21 protein-coding genes and 1 tRNA gene are annotated in these 24,166 nt (G+C 63.7%); 21 read left to right on the top strand and 1 reads right to left on the bottom strand.

The window, feature by feature from the left end:
- Positions 1-158 precede the first annotated feature (158 nt).
- From AB4Z51_RS13210 to AB4Z51_RS13165, 10 genes are all read left to right on the top strand, one after another.
- A complete protein-coding gene (locus tag AB4Z51_RS13210) occupies positions 159-1,076 on the top strand; it encodes an ABC transporter substrate-binding protein (protein WP_135213594.1) in 918 nt (305 codons plus the stop codon).
- Positions 1,076-2,698 (top strand): amino acid ABC transporter permease/ATP-binding protein, encoded by a 1,623-nt coding sequence (locus AB4Z51_RS13205; RefSeq protein ID WP_441497520.1) that lies wholly within the window; start codon positions 1,076-1,078, stop codon positions 2,696-2,698. The genes AB4Z51_RS13210 and AB4Z51_RS13205 overlap by 1 nt, the downstream gene beginning before the upstream one ends.
- Positions 2,699-2,741: 43 nt before the next feature.
- Complete coding sequence (locus tag AB4Z51_RS13200) at positions 2,742-3,983, top strand: acetamidase/formamidase family protein (protein WP_441497519.1); 1,242 nt, start codon at positions 2,742-2,744, stop codon at positions 3,981-3,983.
- A gap of 134 nt (positions 3,984-4,117) precedes the next feature.
- Entirely contained in the window at positions 4,118-6,448 is a 2,331-nt protein-coding gene (locus AB4Z51_RS13195) for an acetamidase/formamidase family protein (RefSeq protein ID WP_441497518.1), read from the top strand.
- Positions 6,449-6,462: 14 nt separating this feature from the next.
- Positions 6,463-6,846: a RidA family protein gene (locus AB4Z51_RS13190; protein ID WP_441497517.1), complete on the top strand. Its 384-nt coding sequence runs from the start codon at positions 6,463-6,465 to the stop codon at positions 6,844-6,846.
- Positions 6,847-7,062: 216 nt separating this feature from the next.
- The gene (locus tag AB4Z51_RS13185; protein ID WP_135213598.1) at positions 7,063-8,226 is read left to right on the top strand and encodes a PspA/IM30 family protein; all 1,164 of its coding nucleotides are present in this window, start codon (positions 7,063-7,065) and stop codon (positions 8,224-8,226) included.
- A gap of 10 nt (positions 8,227-8,236) precedes the next feature.
- A complete protein-coding gene (locus tag AB4Z51_RS13180) occupies positions 8,237-8,896 on the top strand; it encodes an OB-fold-containig protein (RefSeq protein ID WP_014495394.1) in 660 nt (219 codons plus the stop codon).
- Between the two features lie 23 nt (positions 8,897-8,919).
- Positions 8,920-10,614, top strand: a complete 1,695-nt coding sequence (locus tag AB4Z51_RS13175; RefSeq protein ID WP_135213599.1) for a flotillin family protein — start codon at positions 8,920-8,922, stop codon at positions 10,612-10,614.
- Between the two features lie 210 nt (positions 10,615-10,824).
- A complete protein-coding gene (locus AB4Z51_RS13170; RefSeq protein WP_063983400.1) occupies positions 10,825-11,193 on the top strand; it encodes a hypothetical protein in 369 nt (122 codons plus the stop codon).
- 132 nt (positions 11,194-11,325) lie between these two features.
- Positions 11,326-11,400: transfer RNA gene (locus AB4Z51_RS13165), tRNA-Asn, on the top strand.
- 152 nt (positions 11,401-11,552) lie between these two features.
- Here the strand turns inward: AB4Z51_RS13165 and AB4Z51_RS13160 are convergent.
- Positions 11,553-12,437 (bottom strand): helix-turn-helix domain-containing protein, encoded by an 885-nt coding sequence (locus tag AB4Z51_RS13160; RefSeq protein ID WP_244623023.1) that lies wholly within the window; start codon positions 12,435-12,437, stop codon positions 11,553-11,555.
- On the opposite strand from AB4Z51_RS13160, the gene AB4Z51_RS13155 reads away from it, so the two are divergent.
- The 11 genes from AB4Z51_RS13155 (at position 12,417) to AB4Z51_RS13105 (ending at position 24,156) form a co-directional block, all read left to right on the top strand.
- Positions 12,417-12,596 carry a hypothetical protein gene (locus tag AB4Z51_RS13155; RefSeq protein ID WP_244623024.1) on the top strand — a complete coding sequence of 60 codons (180 nt, stop codon included), beginning with the start codon at positions 12,417-12,419 and terminating at the stop codon, positions 12,594-12,596. The two genes, AB4Z51_RS13160 and AB4Z51_RS13155, sit on opposite strands and share 21 nt — an antisense overlap.
- A gap of 459 nt (positions 12,597-13,055) precedes the next feature.
- Entirely contained in the window at positions 13,056-14,069 is a 1,014-nt protein-coding gene (locus AB4Z51_RS13150; protein WP_135213601.1) for a formylglycine-generating enzyme family protein, read from the top strand.
- Between the two features lie 18 nt (positions 14,070-14,087).
- Positions 14,088-15,797 (top strand): arylsulfatase, encoded by a 1,710-nt coding sequence (locus tag AB4Z51_RS13145; protein WP_135213602.1) that lies wholly within the window; start codon positions 14,088-14,090, stop codon positions 15,795-15,797.
- A gap of 72 nt (positions 15,798-15,869) precedes the next feature.
- Complete coding sequence (locus AB4Z51_RS13140) at positions 15,870-17,690, top strand: arylsulfatase (protein WP_135213603.1); 1,821 nt, start codon at positions 15,870-15,872, stop codon at positions 17,688-17,690.
- Between the two features lie 83 nt (positions 17,691-17,773).
- Positions 17,774-18,817, top strand: a complete 1,044-nt coding sequence (locus AB4Z51_RS13135; protein ID WP_441497516.1) for an HAD family hydrolase — start codon at positions 17,774-17,776, stop codon at positions 18,815-18,817.
- A 56-nt stretch (positions 18,818-18,873) separates the two neighbouring features.
- Positions 18,874-19,383, top strand: a complete 510-nt coding sequence (locus tag AB4Z51_RS13130) for a hypothetical protein (protein ID WP_085399541.1) — start codon at positions 18,874-18,876, stop codon at positions 19,381-19,383.
- Positions 19,384-19,415: 32 nt separating this feature from the next.
- Entirely contained in the window at positions 19,416-19,655 is a 240-nt protein-coding gene (locus AB4Z51_RS13125) for a DUF3302 domain-containing protein (protein ID WP_014495358.1), read from the top strand.
- Positions 19,655-20,596, top strand: coding sequence for an HlyD family secretion protein (locus tag AB4Z51_RS13120; protein ID WP_085399542.1), 942 nt, complete (start codon positions 19,655-19,657; stop codon positions 20,594-20,596). The genes AB4Z51_RS13125 and AB4Z51_RS13120 overlap by 1 nt, the downstream gene beginning before the upstream one ends.
- 11 nt (positions 20,597-20,607) lie before the next feature.
- The gene (locus AB4Z51_RS13115) at positions 20,608-21,627 is read left to right on the top strand and encodes a DUF1214 domain-containing protein (protein WP_441497515.1); all 1,020 of its coding nucleotides are present in this window, start codon (positions 20,608-20,610) and stop codon (positions 21,625-21,627) included.
- Between the two features lie 23 nt (positions 21,628-21,650).
- Complete coding sequence (locus AB4Z51_RS13110; RefSeq protein WP_244623026.1) at positions 21,651-23,078, top strand: DUF1254 domain-containing protein; 1,428 nt, start codon at positions 21,651-21,653, stop codon at positions 23,076-23,078.
- A 61-nt stretch (positions 23,079-23,139) separates the two neighbouring features.
- Positions 23,140-24,156 carry a SphA family protein gene (locus AB4Z51_RS13105; RefSeq protein WP_135213606.1) on the top strand — a complete coding sequence of 339 codons (1,017 nt, stop codon included), beginning with the start codon at positions 23,140-23,142 and terminating at the stop codon, positions 24,154-24,156.
- Positions 24,157-24,166 lie beyond the last annotated feature (10 nt).

Below are 24,166 nucleotides of genomic sequence, written 5' to 3'. Positions count from 1 at the left end.
CACGAACAGTTTTTGTGCAGGGTGCTGCCCAATTCGCGGGCCCCATTCATCCAATTTTTTGTACGCCCGCGGACAAGCTTTCCCGTCCGCACTCCACCTAGGCTCGTTCCCGAGATCTGGAACATGGCCAGTGCCATGACAATTCGAAGGAGCTGGAGATGGAGACACGGGTATTGCCCCACGCGCAGGGAACGGCGCGCGCATCATCACCGTGGCGCAAGGTCGCGCTCGGCGCCACCATCGCCTTCGGCCTCGTCGCAGCGGCGCCGCTGAGCGCGCAGGCCGCCGCGCCCGCCGCCTGCGCCGCACTCCAGGAGAAATATCCGGACTGGAAGGGCAAGACGCTCGTCAACGCCATCAACCCGCATACACCGGGCTATGAGACGATCGACCCGAAGGATCCCAGCAAATATATCGGCTTCGACATCGATCTTGGCGAGGCCATCGGCGAATGCCTCGGCTTCAAGCTGACCTACAAGCCGGTGACGTTCGCAGCACTCCTCACAACGCTCGCTGCCGGCCAGGCGGACATCGTCATCTCCGACATCTACGCCACCAAGGAGCGCGCCAAGGCCGCGGACTTCATCACCTACTCGAAAGTGTTCGACGGGGTGCTCGTCGCCAAGGGCAATCCGAAGGGCATCAACGGCATCAACATGTCGATGTGTGGCGCGGCCGCCGCCGAGAACACCGGCTATGTCGAGGTGCCCCTGATCCAGGCCCTGATCCCGGAATGCAAGAAGGCGGGCAAGGCCGAGCCGACCATCCAGCTCTACGACAACAACGCCAACTGCATCCAGGCGATCCTCGCCGGCCGCGCCGACACCTATGTCAATGACGTCAACACCGTCGACAGCGCGGTCAAGGCCTATCCGGACAAGCTGGAGAAGGCGATCGCGGTGACGATCCCGTATTCGGTCGGCATCGCCGTTCCCAAGGACAAGCCGAAATTCCGCGACGCCGTGCTCGCCGCGCTGATCGAGGTGCAGAAGGCCGGCACGCATATGGAGCTTCTGAAGAAGCATGGGCTCGACGTGAACAACTTCAAGGAGCCTGACATTCTGACGGCAGACTGATGTCGCTGTTCCTCCATTACCTGAGCATGCCGTATCTGCTCGAGGGCATCGAGCTCACCCTCGAGGTGACCGCCCTCGGGCTCGGCGGTGGATTGATCCTTGGATTGATCCTCGCCGGCATGCAGCTCTCGCGCTTCTGGCTCCTGGCGGCGATCGCCAGGGCCTATACCGTGATCTTTCGCGGCACGCCACTGATCCTGCAGATGGTGTTCGCCTACGACGCGCTGCCGCATATCGGTATCAAGCTGCCGGCGGTGCTTGCCGCCGGTCTCGCACTCGCCTGCAACGAGGCGCCGTTCATCGCGGAAATGTTGCGCGCCGGCGTGCTCGGCGTCGACCGCGGGCAGGTGACGGCCGGCCAGGCGCTCGGCATGACGCCGCGGATCCTGATGTGGCGGGTGATCGCGCCGCAGGCGATCCGCACCATGATCCCGGCCTTTGGCAACGAGGCGGTGAGCGCGCTGAAGAATTCCTCGCTGGCGTCCGTCGTCGCAGTCCAGGAGCTGACCTTGCGCTCGACCCAATTGGCGTCCTCGACCTTCGACTTCTTCTCGATCTTCTTCGCCTCGGGTCTTTTGTATCTCGTGCTGACCTTTGCCATCAGCGTCATCCAGTTGTTCGTCGAATGGCTGCTCGATCTCGACCGCGCCAAGGGACGGAAGCGCAAGCTCGCCGATTACCTGCCGTGGCGTCGCGTCGATCTCGGCGCCAAGCTGGAGCTTGCGGAGGCGACCGTCGCCGATCCCGAACCCGTGCAGGCAGAGCTGACCGACACGCCGCCGCTTGCTCTGACCAGAGAGGAGCGTACGCGGCGTTCCGCGACGATCGCGCGCAACAACATCGCGGTCGAGACCAAGGACCTCACCAAGAGCTACGGCACGCAAAAGGTGCTCGGCGGCCTCGATCTGACCGTTCGCGTCGGCGAAGTGGTCGCGCTGCTCGGCCCCAGCGGCTCGGGCAAGAGCACGCTGCTCCGCTGCATCAACCATCTCGAAAGCTGGGACGGAGGCACCGTGCGCGTCGGCGGCCGCCGTCTCGGCTTTGACGACGACGGCAAGTTGCTGTCACCCCGGGCGATCGCCAACGAGCGGGCAACCGTCGGCGTCGGCATGGTGTTCCAGCAGTTCAATTTGTTCGCCCATCTGTCGGCACGCGAAAACATCGCCGGGCCTTTGCGCTGGGTCCACGGTATGACCCGCATCGACGCCGACCGTCGCGCCACCGAGCTGCTCGACCGTGTCGGTCTCTCACATCGCGCCGACGCGCTGCCGCGACATCTCTCCGGCGGCCAGCAGCAGCGCGTCGCCATCGCCCGCGCGCTGGCGCCCAATCCAAGCGTGCTGCTTTTGGACGAGCCGACCTCGGCGCTCGATCCCGAGCTCGTCAACGAGGTGCTTGAAGTGATCCGGCGGCTCGCCATCGACGACGGCCTCACCATGATCATCTCGACGCACCAGATCCGCTTTGCCGATGAGGTCGCCGATCGCGTCGCTTTCCTGAGCGGCGGCGCGATCATCGAGGAGGGGCCGGCGCACGAGGTGCTCACCAACCCCCGCAATCCGCTGACGGCGCGTTTCCTCAGCGTGATGGAAGCCGACAAGACTCCGGAGGCGGTGCGATGAGCGCTGCCTTCGTAAGGTTCAAGACTCCCGAAGAGGCCACGTCATGAAGCATTTCACGCTGCCGGTTTCGCCGAAGACCGTCCACTGGGGCTATTTCTCCAAGAAGGTCACGCCGGCCCTGACGCTGCGCTCGGGAGACCGCGCCACCATCGAGACGCTGACCCATCATGCCAATGACGATTACGAGCGCATGATCCAGGGCGATCCCGGTGCCGAGAGCGTGTTCCAGTGGACGCGCGAGCACAAGGCGGTGGCGCGCCGCGGCTCGGGCCCGACCGAAGGTCCGTTCATCCGCGGCGCAGGCGAGGGGATCGGCGTGCATCTCCTCACTGGTCCCGTCGCGATTGAAGGTGCCGAGCCCGGCGATATCCTGGAAGTGCGCATCCTCGACATCCGGCCGCGACCGAGCTGCAGCGCCTGCCATTCCGGCCGCTGCTTCGGCTCCAACGTCGCGGCCAATTGGGGCTTTCACTATCACGATTTGATCGAAGAGCCGAAGCCGCGCGAGGTCGTCACCATCTTCGAGCTCGACACCTCGGGCGAGCCTTATGCGAAAGCGGTCTACAACTACGTCTGGACGCCGCAGACCGACCCCGACGGCATCGTGCATCCCACCATCGACTATCCCGGCGTGCGCGTCGATCACGCCACCGTCAGGAAGCGCGAAAACATTCTGTCGAGCGTGAGGGTGCCCGCGCGATTGCATTTCGGCACCATGGGCCTCGCGCCCTCGGAAGCTGATTTCGTCAGCTCGATCCCACCGAGCTACACCGGCGGCAACATCGACGACTGGCGCATCGGCAAGGGCGCGCGGATGTTCTATCCGGTCGCGGTCCCCGGCGCCTATTTCTCGGTCGGCGATCCCCACGCCGCGCAAGGCGACAGCGAGCTCGGCGGCACCGCAATCGAGACCTCGCTCACCGGCGATTTCGAGTTCATCCTGCACAAGAAGGCTGATCTGGCCGGCACCAATCTGGAGGGCCTCGACCATCCGATGCTGGAGACCGATCACGCCKGGTCGTTCTACGGCTTCACCTATCCGAACTATCTGGCCGCGCTCGGGGCCGATGCACAAACCGAGATTGCCAATCACTCGAGCCTCGACCGTGCGATGCGCGATGCGTTCAGAAAACTCCGGCGGTTCCTGATGACCGTGCACGGTCTCGGCGAGGACGAGGCGATCTCGCTGCTATCGGTCGGCGCCGATTTCGGCGTCACCCAGGTCGTCGACGCCAATTGGGGCGTCCACGGCACGATCCGCAAGAACATCTTTCGCTGCGACTAATGCATTGAGACACAGCGAGTTTTCGGGATGAGGGGATGAGCGGCGAACGTCATTTGCGGCCCGTTGCTGCGACGGATGACCGCGTTCGTCTGGCACAGAGGTTGCTTCGATCAACTGCAATCTGGGTTGATCCGATGAGCTTCCGGCCGTTCACGAGCGAGTCCTACGCGCAAGACGACCGCCCCGAAGYCTGGCGGGACGTGCTGGCGGCGGTTGGCCTGCAACCGGCGACCGGCCATTCCTTCTTTGACGGACATGCAACCGCATCGCATCGCCATGCCGCAGGTGTTGCGCTGACGCGCATGGCCGCTGGCGCGCAAAGCGTCGCGCCTCTTTCGCAACCGAATGAAGACCTTCCGATCGCGCTGATCCCGGTCGAGGACGGCATGGTGCTGAAGAGCGCCGGCGGCCACCGCATCGTTCCGGTCGGCCATCTCGTGCTGCTGCCGCGGAGCGGGGACTGGAGCATCGTGTTCCAGCGCGACATGCGGGCCATCGTGCTGTCGGTGACCTCGGAAGCGCTGCACGGACGCCTCTCGGGCAGGCCGCGGCTCGGCGAGCCCCGCGTCGTTCCACCCAGCGGCTTTGCCGATGTGTTCTCGCGTCTGCTGGACGCGACCGCGCGCACGCTCGACACGTTGAGCGATGCCGAGTGGAATCCGGTCGCGCAGTCGCTCGTTGATCTGCTCCTGACGCTCGCGCATCAACTGGCGGCTTCGACGTCCGATGCCGGATCGAGCGCGACGCAGGCAGCGCTGCTGCATCGGATCTGCCAGACCATCGAGCGCCGGCTCGACGATCCCGAACTGGCACCGGCGCGCGTCGCGCAGGCCGAGGGGATTTCCGAGCGCTACCTGCAAAAGCTGTTCGAGACGGTCGGCGACAATTTCACCCATTACGTCCGGGAGCGCCGCCTCCAGCGTGCCTGGGCCGATCTGTCCAATCCGACCGAGGCGCATCGTTCGATCTCGGAGATCGCCTATGCCTACGGCTTTGGCGATTCCGCTCATTTCAGCCGCGCCTTCCGTCACCGCTTCGGCCTGCCGCCGCGCGAGTTTCGCCAGCAGGAGGCGGAGCGGGCGACCTTGCAGCACGGCATTGCCGGCCAGCGCGGCTGGCCGCAGGAGGCGCTGGCGCAACTGCGCGTGCATTCGAGCGTCGAGGCACGCAGCACCGTTGCGTGTGCCGGCACTGAGGAGCGGACGACCACGGAACGCAGGCATCACCATCTCCCGGTCGAAGCCAGCCGCATCCATTGGGGCTATTTCAGCCGCTCGCTGGCGCCGCAAATCGAGATCGCCTCGGGCGACACCGTCACCATCGAGACGCTGACGCAGCACGCCTCCGACGCGCCCGAGATGATGATCGCGGGCGATGCCGGTGCTGAAAGCGTGTTCGGCTGGACACGGGACAAGAAGAACGTCGATCGTCGCGGCGCTGGTCCGATGGACGCGAGTGTGTTCGGCCGCGGCGCCGGCGAAGGATTTGGCGTGCACATCTGCACGGGGCCGGTCGCGGTGAAGGATGCCCAGCCCGGCGACGTGCTGGAGGTGCGCATCCTCGACATCGTGCCGCGCGCGAGCCGCAATCCGAACCATGCCGGCCGCGTGTTCGGCTCCTCGGTCGCGGCCTGGTGGGGCTATCACTACAACGAGTTTCTCGGCGGTCCCAAGCCGCGCGAGGTCGTCACCATCTACGAGATCTTCGACGATCCCGAGGAGCCGCACGCCCGGGCGCTCTATTCCTATCGCTGGGAGCCACAGACCGACCCCTTCGGCGTCGTGCACGCCACCTACGACTATCCCGGCGTCCCCGTCGCGCCCGCCACGGTGAAGCGCCGGCATGCCGTACTCGACGGCATCCGCATTCCCCTGAGGCCGCATTTCGGCGTGATCGCGGTGGCGCCGCGCGAGGTCGATTTCGTCGACTCCGTGCCGCCGTCCTATTTCGGCGGCAACCTCGACAATTGGCGACTGGGGAAGGGGTCGACCGTCTACCTTCCGGTCTCCGTGCCCGGCGCGCTGCTGTCGGTCGGCGATTCCCATGCCACCCAGGGGGACGGCGAACTCAGCGGCACCGCGATCGAATGTTCGATGACAGGGACGTTCGAGGTGATCCTGCACAAGAAGGCCGAACTGGCCGGCCAGCCCTTTGCCGATCTCTCTTATCCCCTGATCGAGACCGAGACCGACTGGGTGCTGACCGGGTTCAGCCATCCCAACTATCTCGCCGAGTTCGGCGCGCAGGGCCAGAGCGAGGTCTACGCAAAGTCCTCGCTCGACCTTGCCATGAAGGATGCGTTCCGGAAAATGCGGCGCTTCCTGATGAACGTGAAGGGCCTCAGCGAGGACGAGGCGATCGCGCTGATGTCGGCCGCCGTCGATTTTGGCGTCACCCAGGTCGTCGACGGCAATTGGGGCGTGCACGCCATCCTCAGCAAGCGCCTGTTTCGGGACGCGACTTAACAAGGACATCTCAAGTGAAATTCCACATGATCAGCGGCGGACCGAAGCCGGTCGCGCCCTTCAGTCACGCCGTCGAGACCGACGGGTTTCTCTTCGTCACCGGCCAGATGCCGGACACGCCGCAGGCGCCGGGTGTGCTGCCCGACGGCATAGAGGCGCAGACGCGGGCCGTGATGGAGAATTTGAAGGTGGTGCTCGCCGGCCTCGATCTCGGCCTCGAGCACGTCGTGATGACGCGGATCTATCTGACGCGTTTCAAGGAAGACTATGCCGCGATGAACGAGACCTATCGCAGCTTCTTCGCACCGGATCGTTTGCCGGCTCGCACGTGTGTCGGCGTCACTGGGCTCGCCTATGACGCACTGATCGAGATCGATCTGGTGTGCCGGCGGCCGTGAGCTCGGCTTTCGCAGCCCGGACGCTGCGGCACGAACTGATGCGCAGCAGAGCCGGGGCCCATGCCACCGTGCAAGAAGTCTTGATCGGCCGTGATCTATCGATGGTCACCAGCCTTGAACGCGTCGCCTGCGGCCGACGACTAACCCACAGAGTGCATGAGGGTCAGGGGAACGTGATCGTACTTCCTCTTCCTAAAGCACCAAAATGGTGCTTTAGTGCTTTCCATGAGCCCGTCGCCCCGAAACGCGCCGTCCGCGCTGCGTTACAGGCTTGCCCCTGACCCGGCCGCCAAGGCCGCCATGGAGGCGACGTTCAGGGCCTATGACCGCATGATGGAGATCCTGGATGACGTGGCGCGGAGCCATAACGTCGGCTCCAACGTCGTCCTGCTCCATGCCCATGCCTATGAGCCGATCCGGAAAGAAACCGCGCTGCCGTCGCGGCTGGTGACGCTGGGCCTGCGCGACCGCGCCGATTATCGCGCCGCGCAGGGCCGCCGCCTGCCGCTCGACGACAAGCTCGCCAAGATCAAGGGCCCCGCGACCATTTCGATTGCGACCGTGCAGGGGCGCTTCAGCGTGCCCTTCGACTATGCCGGCTATGCCGAGGGTTGGGGGCAGAGCGCTCCCGCGCACCTCATCCGCACCGACGACGGTTTCGAAGTTCACTACGGCGTCACGCCGAACAGTCTGCCAGAGGAGGAGAACGCCATGGATACCATCGCTGCCGCCCCCGACAACTTCCTGTCCCGGGTCGGGCGCCTGATCGCCGGGATCGCCTATGACGCGATCGAGCAGGCGGAGGGGAAGAACAAGCTGAACGTGGTTGGCCAAGCCATCCGCGAGATCGAGCGCGCGGAAAGCGAGGCGCGCGATGCGCTCGCGTCCGCGCGCGCCGAGGAATACCGTCTCAACGCGCGCCGCACCGAGATCGAGCGCGAGATGACCGATCTTGCGCCCAAGATCGAAGGTGCGATCGCTGATAGCCGCGACGATCTCGCACGCGCCGGCATTGCGCGGCAGATGGACCTGGAGGCGCAATTCGAGGTGCTCTCCCGCGCCATCGATGAGAACAACGAGAAGATCGAGCAGTGCGTGACGTCGCTGCGCGCCGTGCTGTCAGCATTGCAAGATGCCGAGCAGCGCCGCGCCGATCTCGAAAAGAGCGAGGCTCAGGCAAGCCATCAGGCTTCGACGTCGCCCCGGAAGTCCGGTGGTGCCTCGGCGGCAGCGAAGGCCTTGCGCGCGGGCAGGGCGGTGGCGCGCGCCACCGGCGTCCCGGCAGCGATCCCGTATTCAAGCGACATCGACGAGCTCAGCACGTTGCATCGCGACAAGGAGATTGCAGCGAGGCTGGCGCGGTTGAAGTCGCGCTCCTGAGTAATGTGTCATGAGCGCTCTGCTCGAACACGTGATGTCGCCGGAGGTCAGGCCGTTCGCGATCGCGGCGGCCATGATCCTCATCGTCGGCTCGATCGAGGTGGTCTCGATGCTGGTCGGGGCCTCGCTGAGCGAGATGCTCGGCACCAACATCGATTTTGGTCACCCCAGCGACAATGGCGTGATCAACGCCATCTCCTGGATCAATGTCGGCGGCGTGCCGCTCTTGATCTTCCTGCTGTTGCTGCTTGGCGCGTTCTCCATCACCGGCTTCCTGATCCAGGACATCGCGCGGATGGTGGCCGGTCCCTTGCCGGCAACGCTCGCGTCGGTCGGAGCGGTCGCCGTCTCGATTCCGCTGGTCCGCGCCGCAAGCAGGGGCATCGCGCGGGTCATTCCCAAGGATGAAAGCTATGCCGTCGGTCTCGGCGATCTCGTCGGCCGCGTCGGCGAGGTCGTGATCGGCCCGCTCGATCAGGGGCCGCCCGGCCGCGTCAGCGTCGCCGACATCCACGGCAACCGCCATTTCGTCTGGGCGGTCGCCGCACCGTCATCATCGCCCCTGCCGCAGGGAACTATGGTCCTGCTGGTCGATCGCGCCGGCACCCGCTTCGTGGCGGTGAAGGCCGACGATGAACTGAAACCTTCCAAGCCGACTCTAAGCAGCTAGCAAGCCATTTATTGGAGAAAGTCATGTTCGACATCGCAGTCCCGGCCATGATCGGCGTCGCGCTGATCGTTGTCCTCGGGATCGTCTTCACCATCCTCTACAAGCGCGCCACCCGCGACGAGGCCTTCGTGCGCACCGGCCTCGGCGGCAAGAAGGTCGTGCTCGACGGCGGCGCCATGATCCTGCCGATCTTCCACTCCTATGCCAGCGTCAATCTGAAGACGCTGCGGCTCACCGTCGAGCGCAAGGAGCGGGAGTCCCTGATCACCAAGGACCGCCTGCGCGTCGACATCGTCGCCGAGTTCTACGTGCGCGTCCGTCCTGACGATGAGAGCATTGCGCTCGCGAGCCAGACGCTGGGCGCGCTGACGAATGACGCCGAAGCCCTGCGTAACCAGGTCGAGGCAAAATTCGTCGACGGCCTGCGTTCAGTGGCGGCCACCATGTCCATCCTGGAGTTGCAGGAGAAGCGCAGCGACTTCGTCAAGCATGTGCAGGCGACCGTGGAATCGGACGTAAAATCCAACGGTCTCGAGCTTGAATCGGTGTCGCTGACCAAGCTCGACCAGACGGATGTGAAATTCTTCAATCCGGAAAACTTCTTCGACGCCGAAGGTCTGACCCAGCTGAAGACCGTTACCGAGACGCGCCGGCGCGACCGCAACTCGATCGTGCGCGACAACGAGGTGGCGATTGCGCAAAAGGACCTCGAGGCGCGGCAGCAGACCCTGACCATCGAGCGCACCAAGAAGGAGGCCGAGCTCTCCCAGGAGCGCGACATCGCCAACAAGACCGCGAGCACCCGCGCCGAGGTGGCGACCGCGACGCAGACGGCGCGCCTGACCGAGGAGAACGCCCGCATCGACACCGACCGCGCCGTTGCCGAGAAGGAGGCCGGCGCCAAGCAGGTCAAGGAAACCGCAGTCATCGAGTCGGATCTGGCGATCAACAAGCGCAAGACCGACGCGCAGCGCGAAATCCAGATCGCCACGCAGGAGAACGAGATCCAGATCGCGGCCAAGAGCAAGCAGACCTCGGAAGCCGTCGCCGACGCCAAGACCGCCGAGGCGCTCGCCGTCTCCGCGGAGGAAAAGGTCGTGACCGCCCGCGCGGTCGAGGTCGCCGACCGTGCCCGTCTCACCCAGGTGCTCGCCGCGCGCACCGAGGCCGAGCGCAAGTCGACCGAGCTGATCGTCGCGGCCGAAGCTGAAAAGAAGGCCTCGCTCGATCGTGCCGAGGCCGTCAAGACGCTGGCCACCGCGGAAGCCGAGTCCAACAAGATCAAGGCAGTCGGCGTCAGGAATATCGGCGAGGCCGAAGCCGCAATCATCACGCTCAAGAACGAGGCGCAGAACAAGCTCGGCGCCAACGTCATCGATTTCGAGCTCGCCAAGAAGCGGATCGAGACCATGCCCTCGGCGCTGGCCGAGATGGTCAGGCCGATCGGCAACCTCAAGGACGTCCGCATCCTGCACACCGGCGGCGCGTTCGGCGGCAATGGCGCCGGCGGCGGCAATGTCGGCTTTGGCGAGGGGCTCGCCGGCGAGCTTCTCAAGGTGCACGCGCTGCGTCCGATGATCGACGAGATCCTGCGCCAGAGCGGGTTTGCGCCGGGCGAGGATCCCGTGAAAGCGCTGGTCGGCGCCGTGACGGGAAAGAGCAACGGCGCCGCAGTGCCGGCGCCCGCACCGGAGAAAACAAACACCGCCGATCTATGAACGCCGGTTCATTGCTGCGGAGAATTCGAATCGATATGAACTGCCCGTGCGCGTCTCGCGTCGCGCACGCTCCGGAGCGTCGATCGATCGCGTGTTGAACCACTCGATCGCGCTCCGGGTGAATTCTTCGAGGCAACGCCATTTGTTGCCGCGGTGCCTGCGCGGATCGACGTCAGGCACCGGAGCCTCTTTCGATCGGGGGAATTTCACATGAAGTATTTTCTGTCCGGACTGATCGCGATCGGTCTTGCGATCGCCGCTGCGCCGTCGTTCGCGGCCGACGCCCGCAACGTCACCGTCGTCAACGAGACCGGCTATGCCATCAAATTCCTGGGCTTCAACGCACCGGACGACGGCCTGGACGAATGGGAGAACGAACTCGACAAGGTTTTGCAGAACCAGGCGAGCACCTATGTCGAGTTCGAGGAGGACGACGAGGGATGTGTCTGGAACATCCGCGTCGACTGGCAGAACTATGACGAGTCCGTGCTCTGGAAGAACGTCAACCTCTGCAAGATCACCGCGCTGCGGCTGCGCTACGACTCCGGAACCAAGACCACGTCCTTCGTCGCCGAATAGTTTGACCTGACTTGAGCCAGGGGAGGGGCGGCGGCCCTTCCTCGGCGCATTGTGCAAGATCGCGAATTCGTCCTTTGCAAGCGCAAGCGGCTTTGTTATACGCAGCCGCGCGCGAACGACTGGTTCGCCCTTTCCTCGGTAGCTCAGCGGTAGAGCATCCGACTGTTAATCGGATGGTCGCTGGTTCGAATCCAGCCCGGGGAGCCAAAATCCAGCAAATTCAAAGTCTTACTTGCGTTGCAATTGCGCAACACTACCCGAGGCCGCCGCGTTGGGGCCGGTGCACGGCTGAGCAGTCGGCCGGTGGAGAGGGAATCGGTCGGACCATAGCTGTCCCCCAGCACAGCCGAACCAGGCGCCTATAATTCATGCTCAGAGGGTTGAACCCTCAGGCGAGGGACAGTTCGTCCTCCCAGGGTCTGCGACGGACGTTCCCCGAACATCGCATGGTAATACTGCGAGAACCGCCCGAGCTCGTAGAAGCCCTGCTGCATGGCGACAGCGGCCACGGTCGTCGAGCCCGGCACGCTCTCATGCAAAATGGAATGAACGGCACACAGCCGCTTGTGCCTGAGGAAGCTAACCGGGCCCAAGCCGAACACCTCCTGAAACGCGCGATGGAGGGTGCGGCGCGACACCCCGAGAGCGGCGCAGATCTCCGAGACATGCACTGGGCGCGTGCCGGCCTCGTCGAGATACTCCTCGACCCGGCGGATCAGCCGCCTTGCCGAAGGCAGCCAGCCGGTGTCGTCGGGCGGTAGCGACGACATCACGTTGGCCGCCATGCATTCGACGATCGATCGCTTCCAGAAATCGGCGGTCGAGGGCGTCAGGCCGCTCCTGTAAGTGCGCAGATGTGACATGATCCGGACCAGACGATGTGCGGCGATCGCGCCGCTACCGGGGTCCGCCCGGAAATGGTCGCGCCTGCGCCAGGTGTCGGGATTGCTCAGCCTCGCTTCGCCGCCGAACAGCGATGCGACCTCGTTGATGTCGAAGCGCATGGCGGCGTAAGCGGATCCACCGTGAAAGATTCCGTCATGCTCGAGCAGCGGCGGAATCACGAGCACGTCGTTGAGGCGCATGTCGAAGGACCAGTGGGTGACGCGCTCTTCGGCCGCGAGCAGCATCCCGATGATCAGCTTGTCGTCGCTGGCGACGCGCTGCGTACGCATGCCGACGCTGAAGGTGCCGATGCTGAGCGAGAAATCGCCGATGCCGACATGGGACAGCGATCCGCGCAATCGCCCGCGCCCCAGCTGCATGACATCGACGTGCGAGCCGTGAACGGCCTGGTGAAGACCTTCGAAGCCGTCGAGCTTACGCGAATCAACCAGAAGGAATTGGCCCATGGCTGCACCCTGTTACTCAAGCGCGACAATTCTGCGGCAGGCGGCGGCTGAACACCACTACAACGCGAAGTGGGTACGAGAGCCCGAGTTCGCGCTTTGAGGTAAATTATCGCCGAATTTGACGCGAGCTGTGCGCCACATGACGCTGTGGATTGAGGAATTTGCGACATGTGTCGTTAAGCCTCACCGATCGGCGCGGCGTATTGGCACAAACTGCACATCACGGGCATCCAATCTTCGGATACCATTTGCAACCTAGGCGATATCGGCGACGATCGCTCTGCGAACCGCGGGGCGGGGCAGGCGGTATGGTGTTGCCGCGGGCTCGAAGGATGTGCGCAAAAGAGGGAGAGATGCTGACGCAAGTCTACGACACCCATCTCGCACCCTCGGCGCCAAGAAGAGGGGACCAGACAATGCGTCCAGAATGCCGGGCGATGTGCTCTCGTCGACGCCTGCTGAAATCCGCGCCATAGTACCGGGTGGAATACTCGTATCGGAGTTTCCACGATGCTGCGGGCGGATACGGATCACTGCGAGTGGTTGCCGGACGACGTGAAGACCGGCGAAATGGTCTTCATTCCCGGCGGGACCTTCCATATGGGATCCGACCATCATTATCCCGAGGAGGCGCCGAGCCACCGCGTCTCGGTCGACGGTTTCTGGATCGACCGCACCCCCGTCACCAACCGGCAGTTCAAACAATTCGTCAACGCGACCCGCCACGTCACCGAGGCGCAGATCGTTCCCGACCCCAAGGACTATCCCGGCGCCCTGAAGGAGATGCTCTACGCCGGCTCGCTGGTGTTCGAGCCGCTGCCGCGCATCACCGATCTCACCGACTGGAGCCAATGGTGGTCCTTCATGCGCGGCGCCAACTGGCGCCATCCTTACGGCCCCGGTAGCAACATCAAGGGCCTCGACGACCATCCGGTCGTGCATGTCTCCTATAGCGATGCAGCCGCCTATGCCCGCTGGGCCGGCAAGGAACTGCCGACGGAAGCGGAATGGGAGTTCGCCGCGCGCGGCGGCCTCGACGGCGAGGAGTTCGCCTGGGGCGATGCGCTGATGCCCGGCGGCAAGCACATGGCCAACATCTGGCAGGGCAATTTCCCCGTCCAGAATCTCGGCGAGGATGGGTTCAAGCGTACCTCGCCGGTCATGGCTTTCCCGCCGAACGGCTACGGCCTCCACGACATGATCGGCAATGTCTGGGAGTGGACCTCGGATTGGTGGTCGTCAAAGCATGCCGCCGACGCCGCGAAGCCCTGCTGCATTCCCAGAAATCCCCGCGGCGGCCGCGAGGAGGCGAGCTTTGATCCATGTCAACCCGACATCCGCATCCCGCGCAAAGTCTTGAAGGGCGGCTCGCATCTCTGCGCGCCGAACTATTGCCGTCGCTACCGCCCCGCGGCGCGCCACGCCGAGCCGGTCGATACTTCAACCAGCCATGTCGGCTTCCGCTGCGTGATGCGGACGCCTCTCGTTGTTCATCGCGAACAAGAAGGGTCTGCTGCAACATAGCAAGATAGGGAGTATCGCATGAGCAGCGAGTTGGAGAAGAACAGCACCCAGTCCGGGGCTGACCAGTCGATCAATCGCCGGAAACTGCTTTTGGGAACTTCGTCCATCGTCGCCGCGGCGACGCTGACATCGGAGGCACTGGCGCAAGCGCAGAAAGCGGCGCCGGGTTCAGCCGCGAGCCCGGCGGCTTCATCGGCGTCCGGCCGCAAGCCGAACATCCTCGTGATCTTCGGCGACGACATCGGACAGACCAATGTCTCCGCCTATTCCTTTGGTGTGATGGGCTATCGCACGCCGAACATCGACCGCATCGCGAAAGAAGGCATGATGTTCACGGACTATTACGCCGAGCAGAGCTGCACGGCGGGGCGGTCCTCGTTCATCACTGGCCAATGCACGCTGCGCACCGGCCTTTCAAAGGTGGGCATTCCCGGCGCGACCGTGGGTCTGCAAGCGCGAGACGCGACCATCGCAGAGTTGTTGAAGCCGCTTGGTTACGCCACCGGGCAGTTCGGCAAGAACCACCTCGGCGACCGCAATGAATATCTGCCAACCGTGCACGGCTTCGACGAATTCTTCGGCAATCTCTACCACCTCAATGCCGAGGAAGATCCGGAGAACCGCTTTTATCCGACCGGTATGCGGGACCAGATCGGCCCACGGGGCGTGCTGCGTTGCAAGGCGTCGGATCGCGACGATCCGACCGAACATCCGCGCTGGGGCAAGGTCGGCAAGCAGACCATCGAGGACACCGGCGCACTCACCAAGAAACGGATGGAAACGATCGACGACGAAACATCGGCTGCCGCCATCGATTTCATGCAACGTCAGGCGAAGGCCAACACGCCATTCTTCTGCTGGTTCAACACGACCCGAATGCACTTTCGCACGCATGTACGGGAGTCCCATCGTGGCCCGCCCGGGCTGACGGCCAGGACCGAATACGCCGACGGCATGATCGAAAACGATGCGACGATCGGAACGGTGCTCAAGGCTATCGACGATCTCGGCATCGGTAACGATACCGTCGTGATCTACACCACGGATAATGGGCCGCATCAGAACTCCTGGCCGGATGCGGGAACGACGCCGTTCCGCAGCGAAAAGAACACCAACTGGGAGGGCGCGTTCCGCGTGCCGTGCATGATCCGCTGGCCAGGACGAATTCAACCCGGCTCGATCTCGAACGAGACGATCAGCGCGCTCGACTGGATGCCGACCCTGCTGGCGGTCGCGGGCGAACCGGAAATCAAGGACAAGCTGCTGAGGGGGCACCAGGCCGGAAGCAAAACGTTCAAGGTCCATCTCGACGGATATAACCAGCTTCCCCACCTCACGGGTCAGCAGGAGCGCAGCGCGCGCAAAGAGTTTGTCTACTTCGACGACGATGGCGACGTGGTGGCTCTGCGCTACGAGAACTGGAAAGTCGTCTTCGAAGAGCAGCGTGCGCAAGGTACATTAAGAATTTGGGCCGAGCCGTTTACCAAATTGCGCGTGCCGAAAATCTTCGATCTGCGCTCGGACCCCTACGAGCGCGCGGATATCACGTCGAACACCTACTACGACTGGCTCATGACGGACGGCGCGGGTGTGTTCATTGCTGCGCCTAGAATTGTGGGGGAGTTCCTCGCCACCTTCAAGGAATTTCCCCCGAGTCAGCGGCCGTCGAGCTTCAGCATCGATCAGATCGTCGAGAAGATGCAGAGGAGTTTTCAAGTCACGCAATAGCGTGGCGTGACCGCCTGGCAGCAACGCCGAGCGGCTGACGTGAACGACCAATGAAACACAGGGAGCGTAGAAATGAGCGGCGAACTAAAGAACAAGAACAATTCCTCCGACGCTGAACAAACGATCAACCGCAGAAATCTGCTCCTTGGAACATCATCGATCGTCGCAGCAGCGACGCTGACCTCGGAAGCACTGGCGCAAGCGCAGCAAGCAGCGCCCTCTCGCGCGCCGGCGGCAGCTCAGCCAGCGGGAGGCAAGCCCAACATTCTCGTGATCTGGGGCGACGATATCGGCATCGCCAACATCAGCGCCTACTCCAACGGATTGATGGGCTACGAGACGCCCAACATCGATCGCATCGGACGCGAGGGGATCAAGTTCCTCCACTATTACGGCGAACAATCATGCACGGCGGGTCGCGCGGCGTTCCTGACCGGCCAACACGGCATTCGCAGCGGCCTGACCAAAGTCGGCTTTCCCGGTGCGCCGATGGGCATGAGCCAGCTCGACCCATCGATTGGCGGCCTCCTTAAAAATCTCGGCTATGGCACCGGACAGTTCGGCAAGAACCACGTCGGCGACCGCAACGAGTCGCTGCCGACCGTCAACGGCTTCGACGAATTCTTCGGCAATCTCTATCATCTCAACGCCGAGGAGGAGCCGGAACTACCCGACTATCCCAAAGACCCCAGCTACCTCGCCAAGTTCGGCCCCCGAGGCGTGCTGAGGTGCAAGGCTGCAGACCGCGACGATCCGACCGTAGACCCCCGCTTCGGCAAGATCGGCAAACAGACCATCGAAGATACCGGCGCGCTGACCAAGAAGCGCATGGAAACGATCGACGACGAGACGTCGGCCGCGGCCATCGACTATATGAAACGGCAACAGGCCGCCGGCAAACCGTTCTTCTGCTGGTTCAACGCCACGCGCATGCATTTGCGCACCCATGTGCGTACCGATCATCGCGGCCGCTACACGCATGGCGACAGCGAATACATCGACGGCATGCAGGAGCATGACGATACGGTAGGTACTCTGCTCAAAGCCCTCGACGATATGGGGATCGCCAACAACACCATCGTCGTCTACTCCAGCGACAACGGTCCTCACATGAACAGCTGGCCGGACGGCGCGATGACCTGGTTCCGTTCCGAGAAGAACACCAACTGGGAAGGCGCTTTCCGCGTGCCGTGCCTGGTGCGCTGGCCGGGCGTCATCAAGCCGGGCACGGTCACCAATGAGCTGATGAGCCACAACGACTGGATTCCGACGTTGTGCTCGGCGGCAGGTGAGCCCGACATCGTCAACAGGCTGAGCGCCGGGTACACCGCCAACGGCATCAACTACAAGGTCCATCTCGACGGGTTCGACCAGACCGCATTCCTGCGCAACGTCAGCGGCACGGCCGGCAACAACAACGGCACCAAGAGCGCTCGTGACAAGTTCTTCTACTCGGATGATGACGGCTTGCTCGTGGCCTTGCGCAAGGGCGACTACAAGTATGTCTACGCCGAGCAGCGTCTGCCCGGCACACTGGGCGTCTGGGCCGAGCCCTTCACCAAGCTACGCCTCCAGAAGATATTCAACCTGCTTCAGGATCCGTTCGAGAGGGCTGACATCACCTCGAACACATTCTGGGACTGGCAACTCAACCATGTCGGGCAGGTCTACGGCGCGATGGACGACGTCGGCGCCTTCGTCATGACCTTCAAGGATTTTCCGCCGCGGTCGTTCCCACCGAGTTTCGTACCGGCCACGATCCTTGAAGAGCAGCTCGATGAGATCAAGGACAACCGCGCCAGGGCGGGACAACGCGCCCAGAGCATCGACAAGATACGCTCGGGCGTCAATCAGATGATCGAACAGCAGCTCCAGCAACGCGGAGTCAAATAGCTGACACCCCATCCTCACCGGCCCGCGTCGTTGCGGGCCGGTGCCACCTTCGTAGTTACTCACTTGCGCCTGTGAGATCCAGAATGCCCGTTTCCCTCGCATCTGCCACCCGGCGTGGGTTTCTGATCGGTTTCGCCGCCATCAATGCTGTCGCGGTCTGGAGTGCGGCAGCTTTTGCTCGAACCGGACCTCTACCTTCGTGGAACGACGGGGTCACGAAGACATCAATCATCGACTTTGTTGGGCGGGTGACCTCGCCAGGCGGAGTCGATTTCGTGCCGCCGGCGGAGCGCGTTGCCGTGTTCGACAACGACGGTACACTTTGGTGCGAACAGCCAATTTATTTCCAGGCGGCCTTCGGCCTCGATAGCGTCAGGGCGATGGCGCCGCAGCATCCCGAGTGGAAGCAGCAGCAGCCCTTCAAGGCGTTCCTCTCAGGCAACAAGGACGCGCTGGCGGCGCAGGGTGAGAAGGGTCTGCTGACACTGATCGCGGCCTCCCACAGCGGCGTGACGACCGACGCTTACGCTGCCTCGGTTGCCGACTGGCTCACCCGGGCGCAGCACCCGCGCTTTCATCGCCCTTATAACGAGCTCGTCTACCAGCCGATGGTGGAGCTGCTCGCCTCCCTGCGCGCGAACGGCTTCAAGACCTTCATCGTATCAGGCGGCGGTGTCGAGTTCATGCGGGTCTGGGCCGAGAAGGCTTACGGCATTCCGCCGGAGCAGGTGGTCGGCTCCTCCGGCGTCACGCAATTCAAGATCGACGCCGATGGCAAACCCGTCCTGATGAAGCTGCCAAAGGTCGAGTTCATCGCCGACGGTCCCGGCAAGCCGTCGGGCATCAACCGCTTCATCGGCCGCCGCCCGATTCTTGCCTTCGGCAATTCGGACGGCGACCACCAGATGCTGCAATGGACTGCGGCCGGCCCCGGCGCGCGCTTCGTCGGCATCGTCCATCACACCGATGCGGCCCGCGAATATTCCTACGACAGGGAGTCCAAGATCGGAAAGCTCGACAAGGCCTGGGACGAGGCCATGCAGCTCGGCTGGACCGTCGTCGACATGACAAAGGACTGGACGACGATGTTTGCGTCCGAACGCGGCACCGCGGAAGCGTCGCAATGACGAGGACGCGTGCGGGAAGCTGCATCAATGACAGCAATAACAAAGGGAGGACAAGGATGTCTGGACATATGCGCATGTTTCGGTGGACGAACTGCCTGCTGGCGCTGGCAACCGGCGCGTCGCTTCCGGTCGGAACGGTGGCGGCGGCGCCGCTCCAGCCAGCGGCAATCCAGCAGGGCGCGACTGGACCATCCGATCTGATCGAGGTGCGTGCCGCTGTTCGCCGCGGCGGGGCCGCCATGGGGCCGCGTGGTGGGGCCGTGGTCCATCGTGGCGGCGCCGTGGTCGGCCCCCGAGGCGCCGCCTATCGCGGCCGGACCGCAGTGGTCGGACCGCGCGGCAACGTCGCCGTCCGCAGCACCACGGCCGTGGCCGGGCGCGGCGGCTGGGCGCGACCCGGCTATTACCACTGGCCGAGGGGCGGCGCGATCGCCGCCGGTGCTGCGATCGGCTTCGTGACAGCGGCCACGGCTGTGGCCTGGGCGGGTGCTGCGCCCGCGCCGGGGATGTGCTGGTACTACACCGATCCATCCCGCACGCAGGGTTTTTGGGACTACTGCCAATGAAGGCACGTCACTGACGCAATGAGGCGGCGGTCATGAGCGGCTACGACATCTTCGCCTGGATCGTGTTGGTGATCCTGCTCGCCAGCGCGATCGGCGTGGTCTGTATCGCGGGCTGGCTGCCCGGCCACATCGCGAAGTCGCGCAACCATCCTCATGCGCAGGCAGTGACTGTCGCCGGCTGGATCACGCTGTTCTTCGGCTTCGCGCTGTGGCCGATCGCGTTGATCTGGGCCTATCTCGACGTGCCCGCACGCAAGGCGGGAGATGCGTGATGGGTGTCGCGCTCTTTAATACCTATCTCGTGCTGCTGTTCCTGCTGGTGCATTTCGGGATCGTACGCTTCAACCTGTTCTGGAAGGCGTCGCCCGCGATCGTGCTGGTGCTGCTGCTGTTCGGACTGCTGATCCCGATGGGGTGGGGCGCACCGCAGGGCAATGCGCTGGTCGTGCGCAATGCAGTCTCGATCGTGCCTGATGTGGCGGGCGAGGTGACGGATGTTCCGGTTCTCGCCAACGCGCCGTTGAGGGCAGGCGATGTCCTGTTCAAGATCGACCCGACGCCTTACGCGGCGCAGGTCAAGGCGATCGACGCGCAGTTCAAGCTCGCCAAGACGCGCCTCGGCCAGATGACGCAGCTCTACGAGCGCGACGCCGGCCGCGGCTTCGATGTCGAACAGCGGCAATCGGAGGCCGACCAGCTCTCCGGCCAGCTCGAGGCCGCGCAGTGGAATCTCGACAAGACAGTGGTGCGCGCGCCGGCCGACGGCTACGTCACCAATCTCGCGCTGCGCAAGGGCGCGCGCGTGGCGAACCTGCCGCTGGCGCCGGTGATGGCGTTCATTGACGTCTCAAGCACCATCATCGGCGTCGAGATCAACCAGAACGATGCGCGCTACGTGGCGCCCGGCCAGGAGGTCGAGGCCACATTCAAATTCGCACCTGGGCAGATCTACTCCGGCAAGGTCGAGAGCGTGCTCCAGGCGATCGCGACCGGACAGGTGCAGACATCGGGCACGGCAGTCCTGCCGAAAGCCATCGAGGCCGCCCCCTTCGTCGTGCGCGTCAAGCTCGACGACGCCGATTTCGTCAAACGGTTGCCGGCCGGCAGCGCCGGAACGGCTGCGATCTACACCGATCACGTCAAACCGACCCACGTCGTGCGCCGCGTGATCCTGCGGCAGGTCGCGATCCTGAATTACGTCAATCCGTTCTAGCGAGAGGGCGCATGAAAAGAGCAGTGCTGACGGCTTCGTTCCTCATCCTCACCTCGGCCACGCAGGCGCAGTCGCCGGTCCCGGTGACGGTCGATAATTTTGGGCGCGCGGAATCCGACCTGTACTTCGGCAACGGCGTCAAGGACGCCGGTGGCATCGGCAAGCTGTTTCACCATCGCGAGCCGATGGCGATCGATAAGCAGGGCGTCATCCGGTCGAATCGTGACACGCTGTACTCCATGACCGTCGTTGATCTCGATGCGGGACCGGTAACGATCAAGTTGCCGGACGCTGGCAAGCGGTTCCGGTCGTTGATGGTGGTCAACGAGGATCACTACATCGTCGGCGACATAGAGTATCGCGCCGGAAGTTACACCTACGATCGGAAGAGGGTCGGCACACGCTATGCGCTGATCGGGCTTCGAACCCTCGTCGATCCCAACGATCCCAAGGATGTCGAGAAGGTCCGCGCAGTCCAGGACGCCGTCACGATCAGCCAGAAGGCCCCGGGCAAGTTCGAGATACCGAATTGGGATCCGGTCAGCCAGAAGAAGGTGCGGGACGCGCTCCTGGTGCTGTCCTCAACCGCAGGCGGCTTCAAGGATGCGTTTGGCGCCAAGGGGCAGGTCGATCCGATCCGGCACCTGATCGCGACCGCCGCGGGATGGGGCGGCAATCCCGACAAGGACGCCACCTATCTCAGCGTCACCCCCGAGAAGAACGACGGCAGCACCGTCTACAAGCTGACCGTCCCCGGCAATGTGCCGGTGGACGGCTTCTGGTCGATCAGTCTCTACAACGCCGAGGGCTATTTCGAGAAAAACCCCTACAACGCTTACTCGCTCAACAATCTGACGGCGACGAAATCAGCCGACGGCTCCACGGTGGTCCAGTTCGGTGGCTGTGACGGCAAGATCCCGAACTGCCTGCCGATCATGAAGGGCTGGAATTACACCGTCCGGCTCTATCGGCCGCGCCCCGAAGTCCTGAACGGCAAGTGGAAATTCCCGGAGCCGAAGCCCGTGAGCTGAACGGCGAACAGATGGAGGTTGTCATGAGACATTTGATCACCGGGGTCGTCGCCGCGATGCTGATGGCCGCAAATGTGCACGCGCAGAGCCTGTCGCCGGATGAACTTGCCGCGCGCACTATCCAGCGTCGCGCGGTCGAGGCTATGATCTGGGGCATGCCGGCGGTGAATGCCGATCTCATGCTGCAGACCATGCTTGGGACGACCAAGGCAAAGCCGAACGAGGTCATTTACTGGTCGAAGCCGGTGAACTGGAAGAACCAGACGCTGACGCCCAATCCGGACTCGATCTATCTGATGTCGTTCTGGAACGTGAAGGACGGCCCGGTCGTGATCGACATTCCCCCGGCGCAAGGCGGCTCGATCGCGGGCAACATCGTCACGGCGTGGCAGATGCCGCTGGAGGACGCAGGTCCCGAAGGCGCCGACAAGGGGCAGGGCGGCAAATATTTGATCCTGCCGCCCGGTTACAAGGGCGACGCGCCCGCGGGCTACATCTCGCTTCAGTCGGACACGTTCAGCGGCTTCGCGCTGCTGCGCTCCAATCTCGCAAGCCACGGCGATGCCGACGTGGCGAAGTCGGTCTCCTACGGCAAGCAGGTCAAGGTCTACCCCCTCGCGCAGGCGAAGGATCCGCCGCAGACCAATTTCACCGACGCCTACGACGTGCTGTTCGACTCCACGATTCCCTTCGATGCGAGCTTCTATCGCAGCCTCGACCGCGTGGTGCAGAACGAGCCGTGGCTCGATCGCGATCGCGCCATGATCGACCAGCTCGCGAGCATTGGCATCGAGAAAGGCAAGGCTTTCAATCCGGATCAGAAGACCGTTGCGCTGCTCGATCAAGCCGCCCGCGAAGCCCACGCGATACTCGAACAGCGCTACGACGCCGGCTTCGCCGTAATCAACCCGGGCATCCGCTGGTTCCCGGCTGCGGTAGCGGAGATGGTCAAGGCGGCGAGCACTGGATACGCCGATCCGAACACCTATCCGGTCGACATGCGCGGCGTCTCCTACACGCTTGGCTTCACCGGTATCAAGCGACTGGGCACCGCGCAGTTCTACCTGTTGGCCAACAAGGACAGGGATGGCCAGCCGTTCGACGGCGCCGCCACCTATCGCCTGACGGTGCCCGCCAACGCGCCGGTCAAGCAATACTGGTCCGCAACCGTCTACGACCGCGAGACGCACGCGCTGGTGCGGAACATGCCGAGCGCAAGCCGGGCTTCGATCAGCCCGGGCATCCAGAAGAATGCCGACGGTTCGGTCGATGTCTATTTCGGTCCGAAGGCGCCGGAGGGCAAGGAAGCCAATTGGGTGCCGACCGATCCGGCGCGGAAGTTCGAGTTGCTATTCCGCCTCTACGGGCCCGAGCAGCCGCTGTTCGACCACAGCTGGAAACTGCCCGATGCCGAGCGTGTCGCCACCACGATCGGGGGCGCCAAGAAGTAGTGCAATTGGACGAGCGTGATGCGTTTGGGTGGAAGACGTGACGAGAATAGGGAGACGCGACGTGACGGGACACATTCGCAAAGCCGGGCTCGGGACTGCATTGGCGCTGGCGAGCTTTACCGCTCAGCCCGCGCTTGCCGCTTCCGGCGGCGTGAGCTTCTGGCTTCCGGGCATCTTCGGCAGCTTGGCCGCCGTTCCCGTAACGCCTGGATGGGCCTACTCGACGATCTACCTTCACCTCAACGAAAAGGCCGGAGGAGGGCAGAACTTCGTCACCAGCGGCGGCATACCCGGCTCGGTGACCGCCGGCCTCAACGCACATGCCGACGCGCTCGTCATGGGCATCACCTACACCTCGCCGATGCCGGTGCTCGGCGGCCAAGCCGGCTTCACCGTGCTCACCGCGCCCGGCAACATTGGCGCCGGCATCGATGCGACGCTGACCGGTCCGCGCGGCAATACGATCTCGGGCAGTGCCACCGACAACCGCACGACGCTGACCGACGTGTTCTACCAGGGCACGCTGAAATGGAATCAGGGCGTCCACAACGAGCTGGTCTACATCACCGGCAACATCCCGAGCGGCACCTATGATTCCAGCCGGCTCGCCAATCTGAGTTTTGGCTTCCCCGCGATCGACGTCGGTGCCGGCTACACCTATCTCGATCCGAAGACCGGACACGAATTCTCGATCGTCGGCGGCCTCACCTATAGTTTCATGAACGGGGCCCTCCAGTATCAGAACGGCATGGATTTTCATGTCGACTGGGCTGCCTCGCAGTTCGTCAGCAAGAACGTTCACATCGGCATCGCCGGCTATTTCTTCCAGCAGATCACCGACGATAGCGGTCCCGGCGCCAAGCTCGGTGGCTTCCGCGGCCAGGCGGTCGGCATCGGTCCGCAGATCGGCTTCATGATCCCGATGTCCGACGGCTACCAGGGCTATCTCAATGTCCGAGGCTACAAGGACCTTGAGACCGAGAACCGGCCGAACAGCTGGTCGACCTGGGTTACTTTCTCGGTCTCGCCGGCAGCGCCCGCGCCGGCGGCGACGAAGCCCATCGTTCGAAAGTACTGATGGAGGCGTT

Source organism: Bradyrhizobium sp. 2TAF36, from assembly GCF_052114925.1.
GTDB classification, from domain to species: Bacteria; Pseudomonadota; Alphaproteobacteria; order Rhizobiales; family Xanthobacteraceae; genus Bradyrhizobium; species Bradyrhizobium barranii.
Note: the sequence above shows the minus strand (reverse complement) of the source record. Positions and strands in the feature narration are given on the sequence as shown.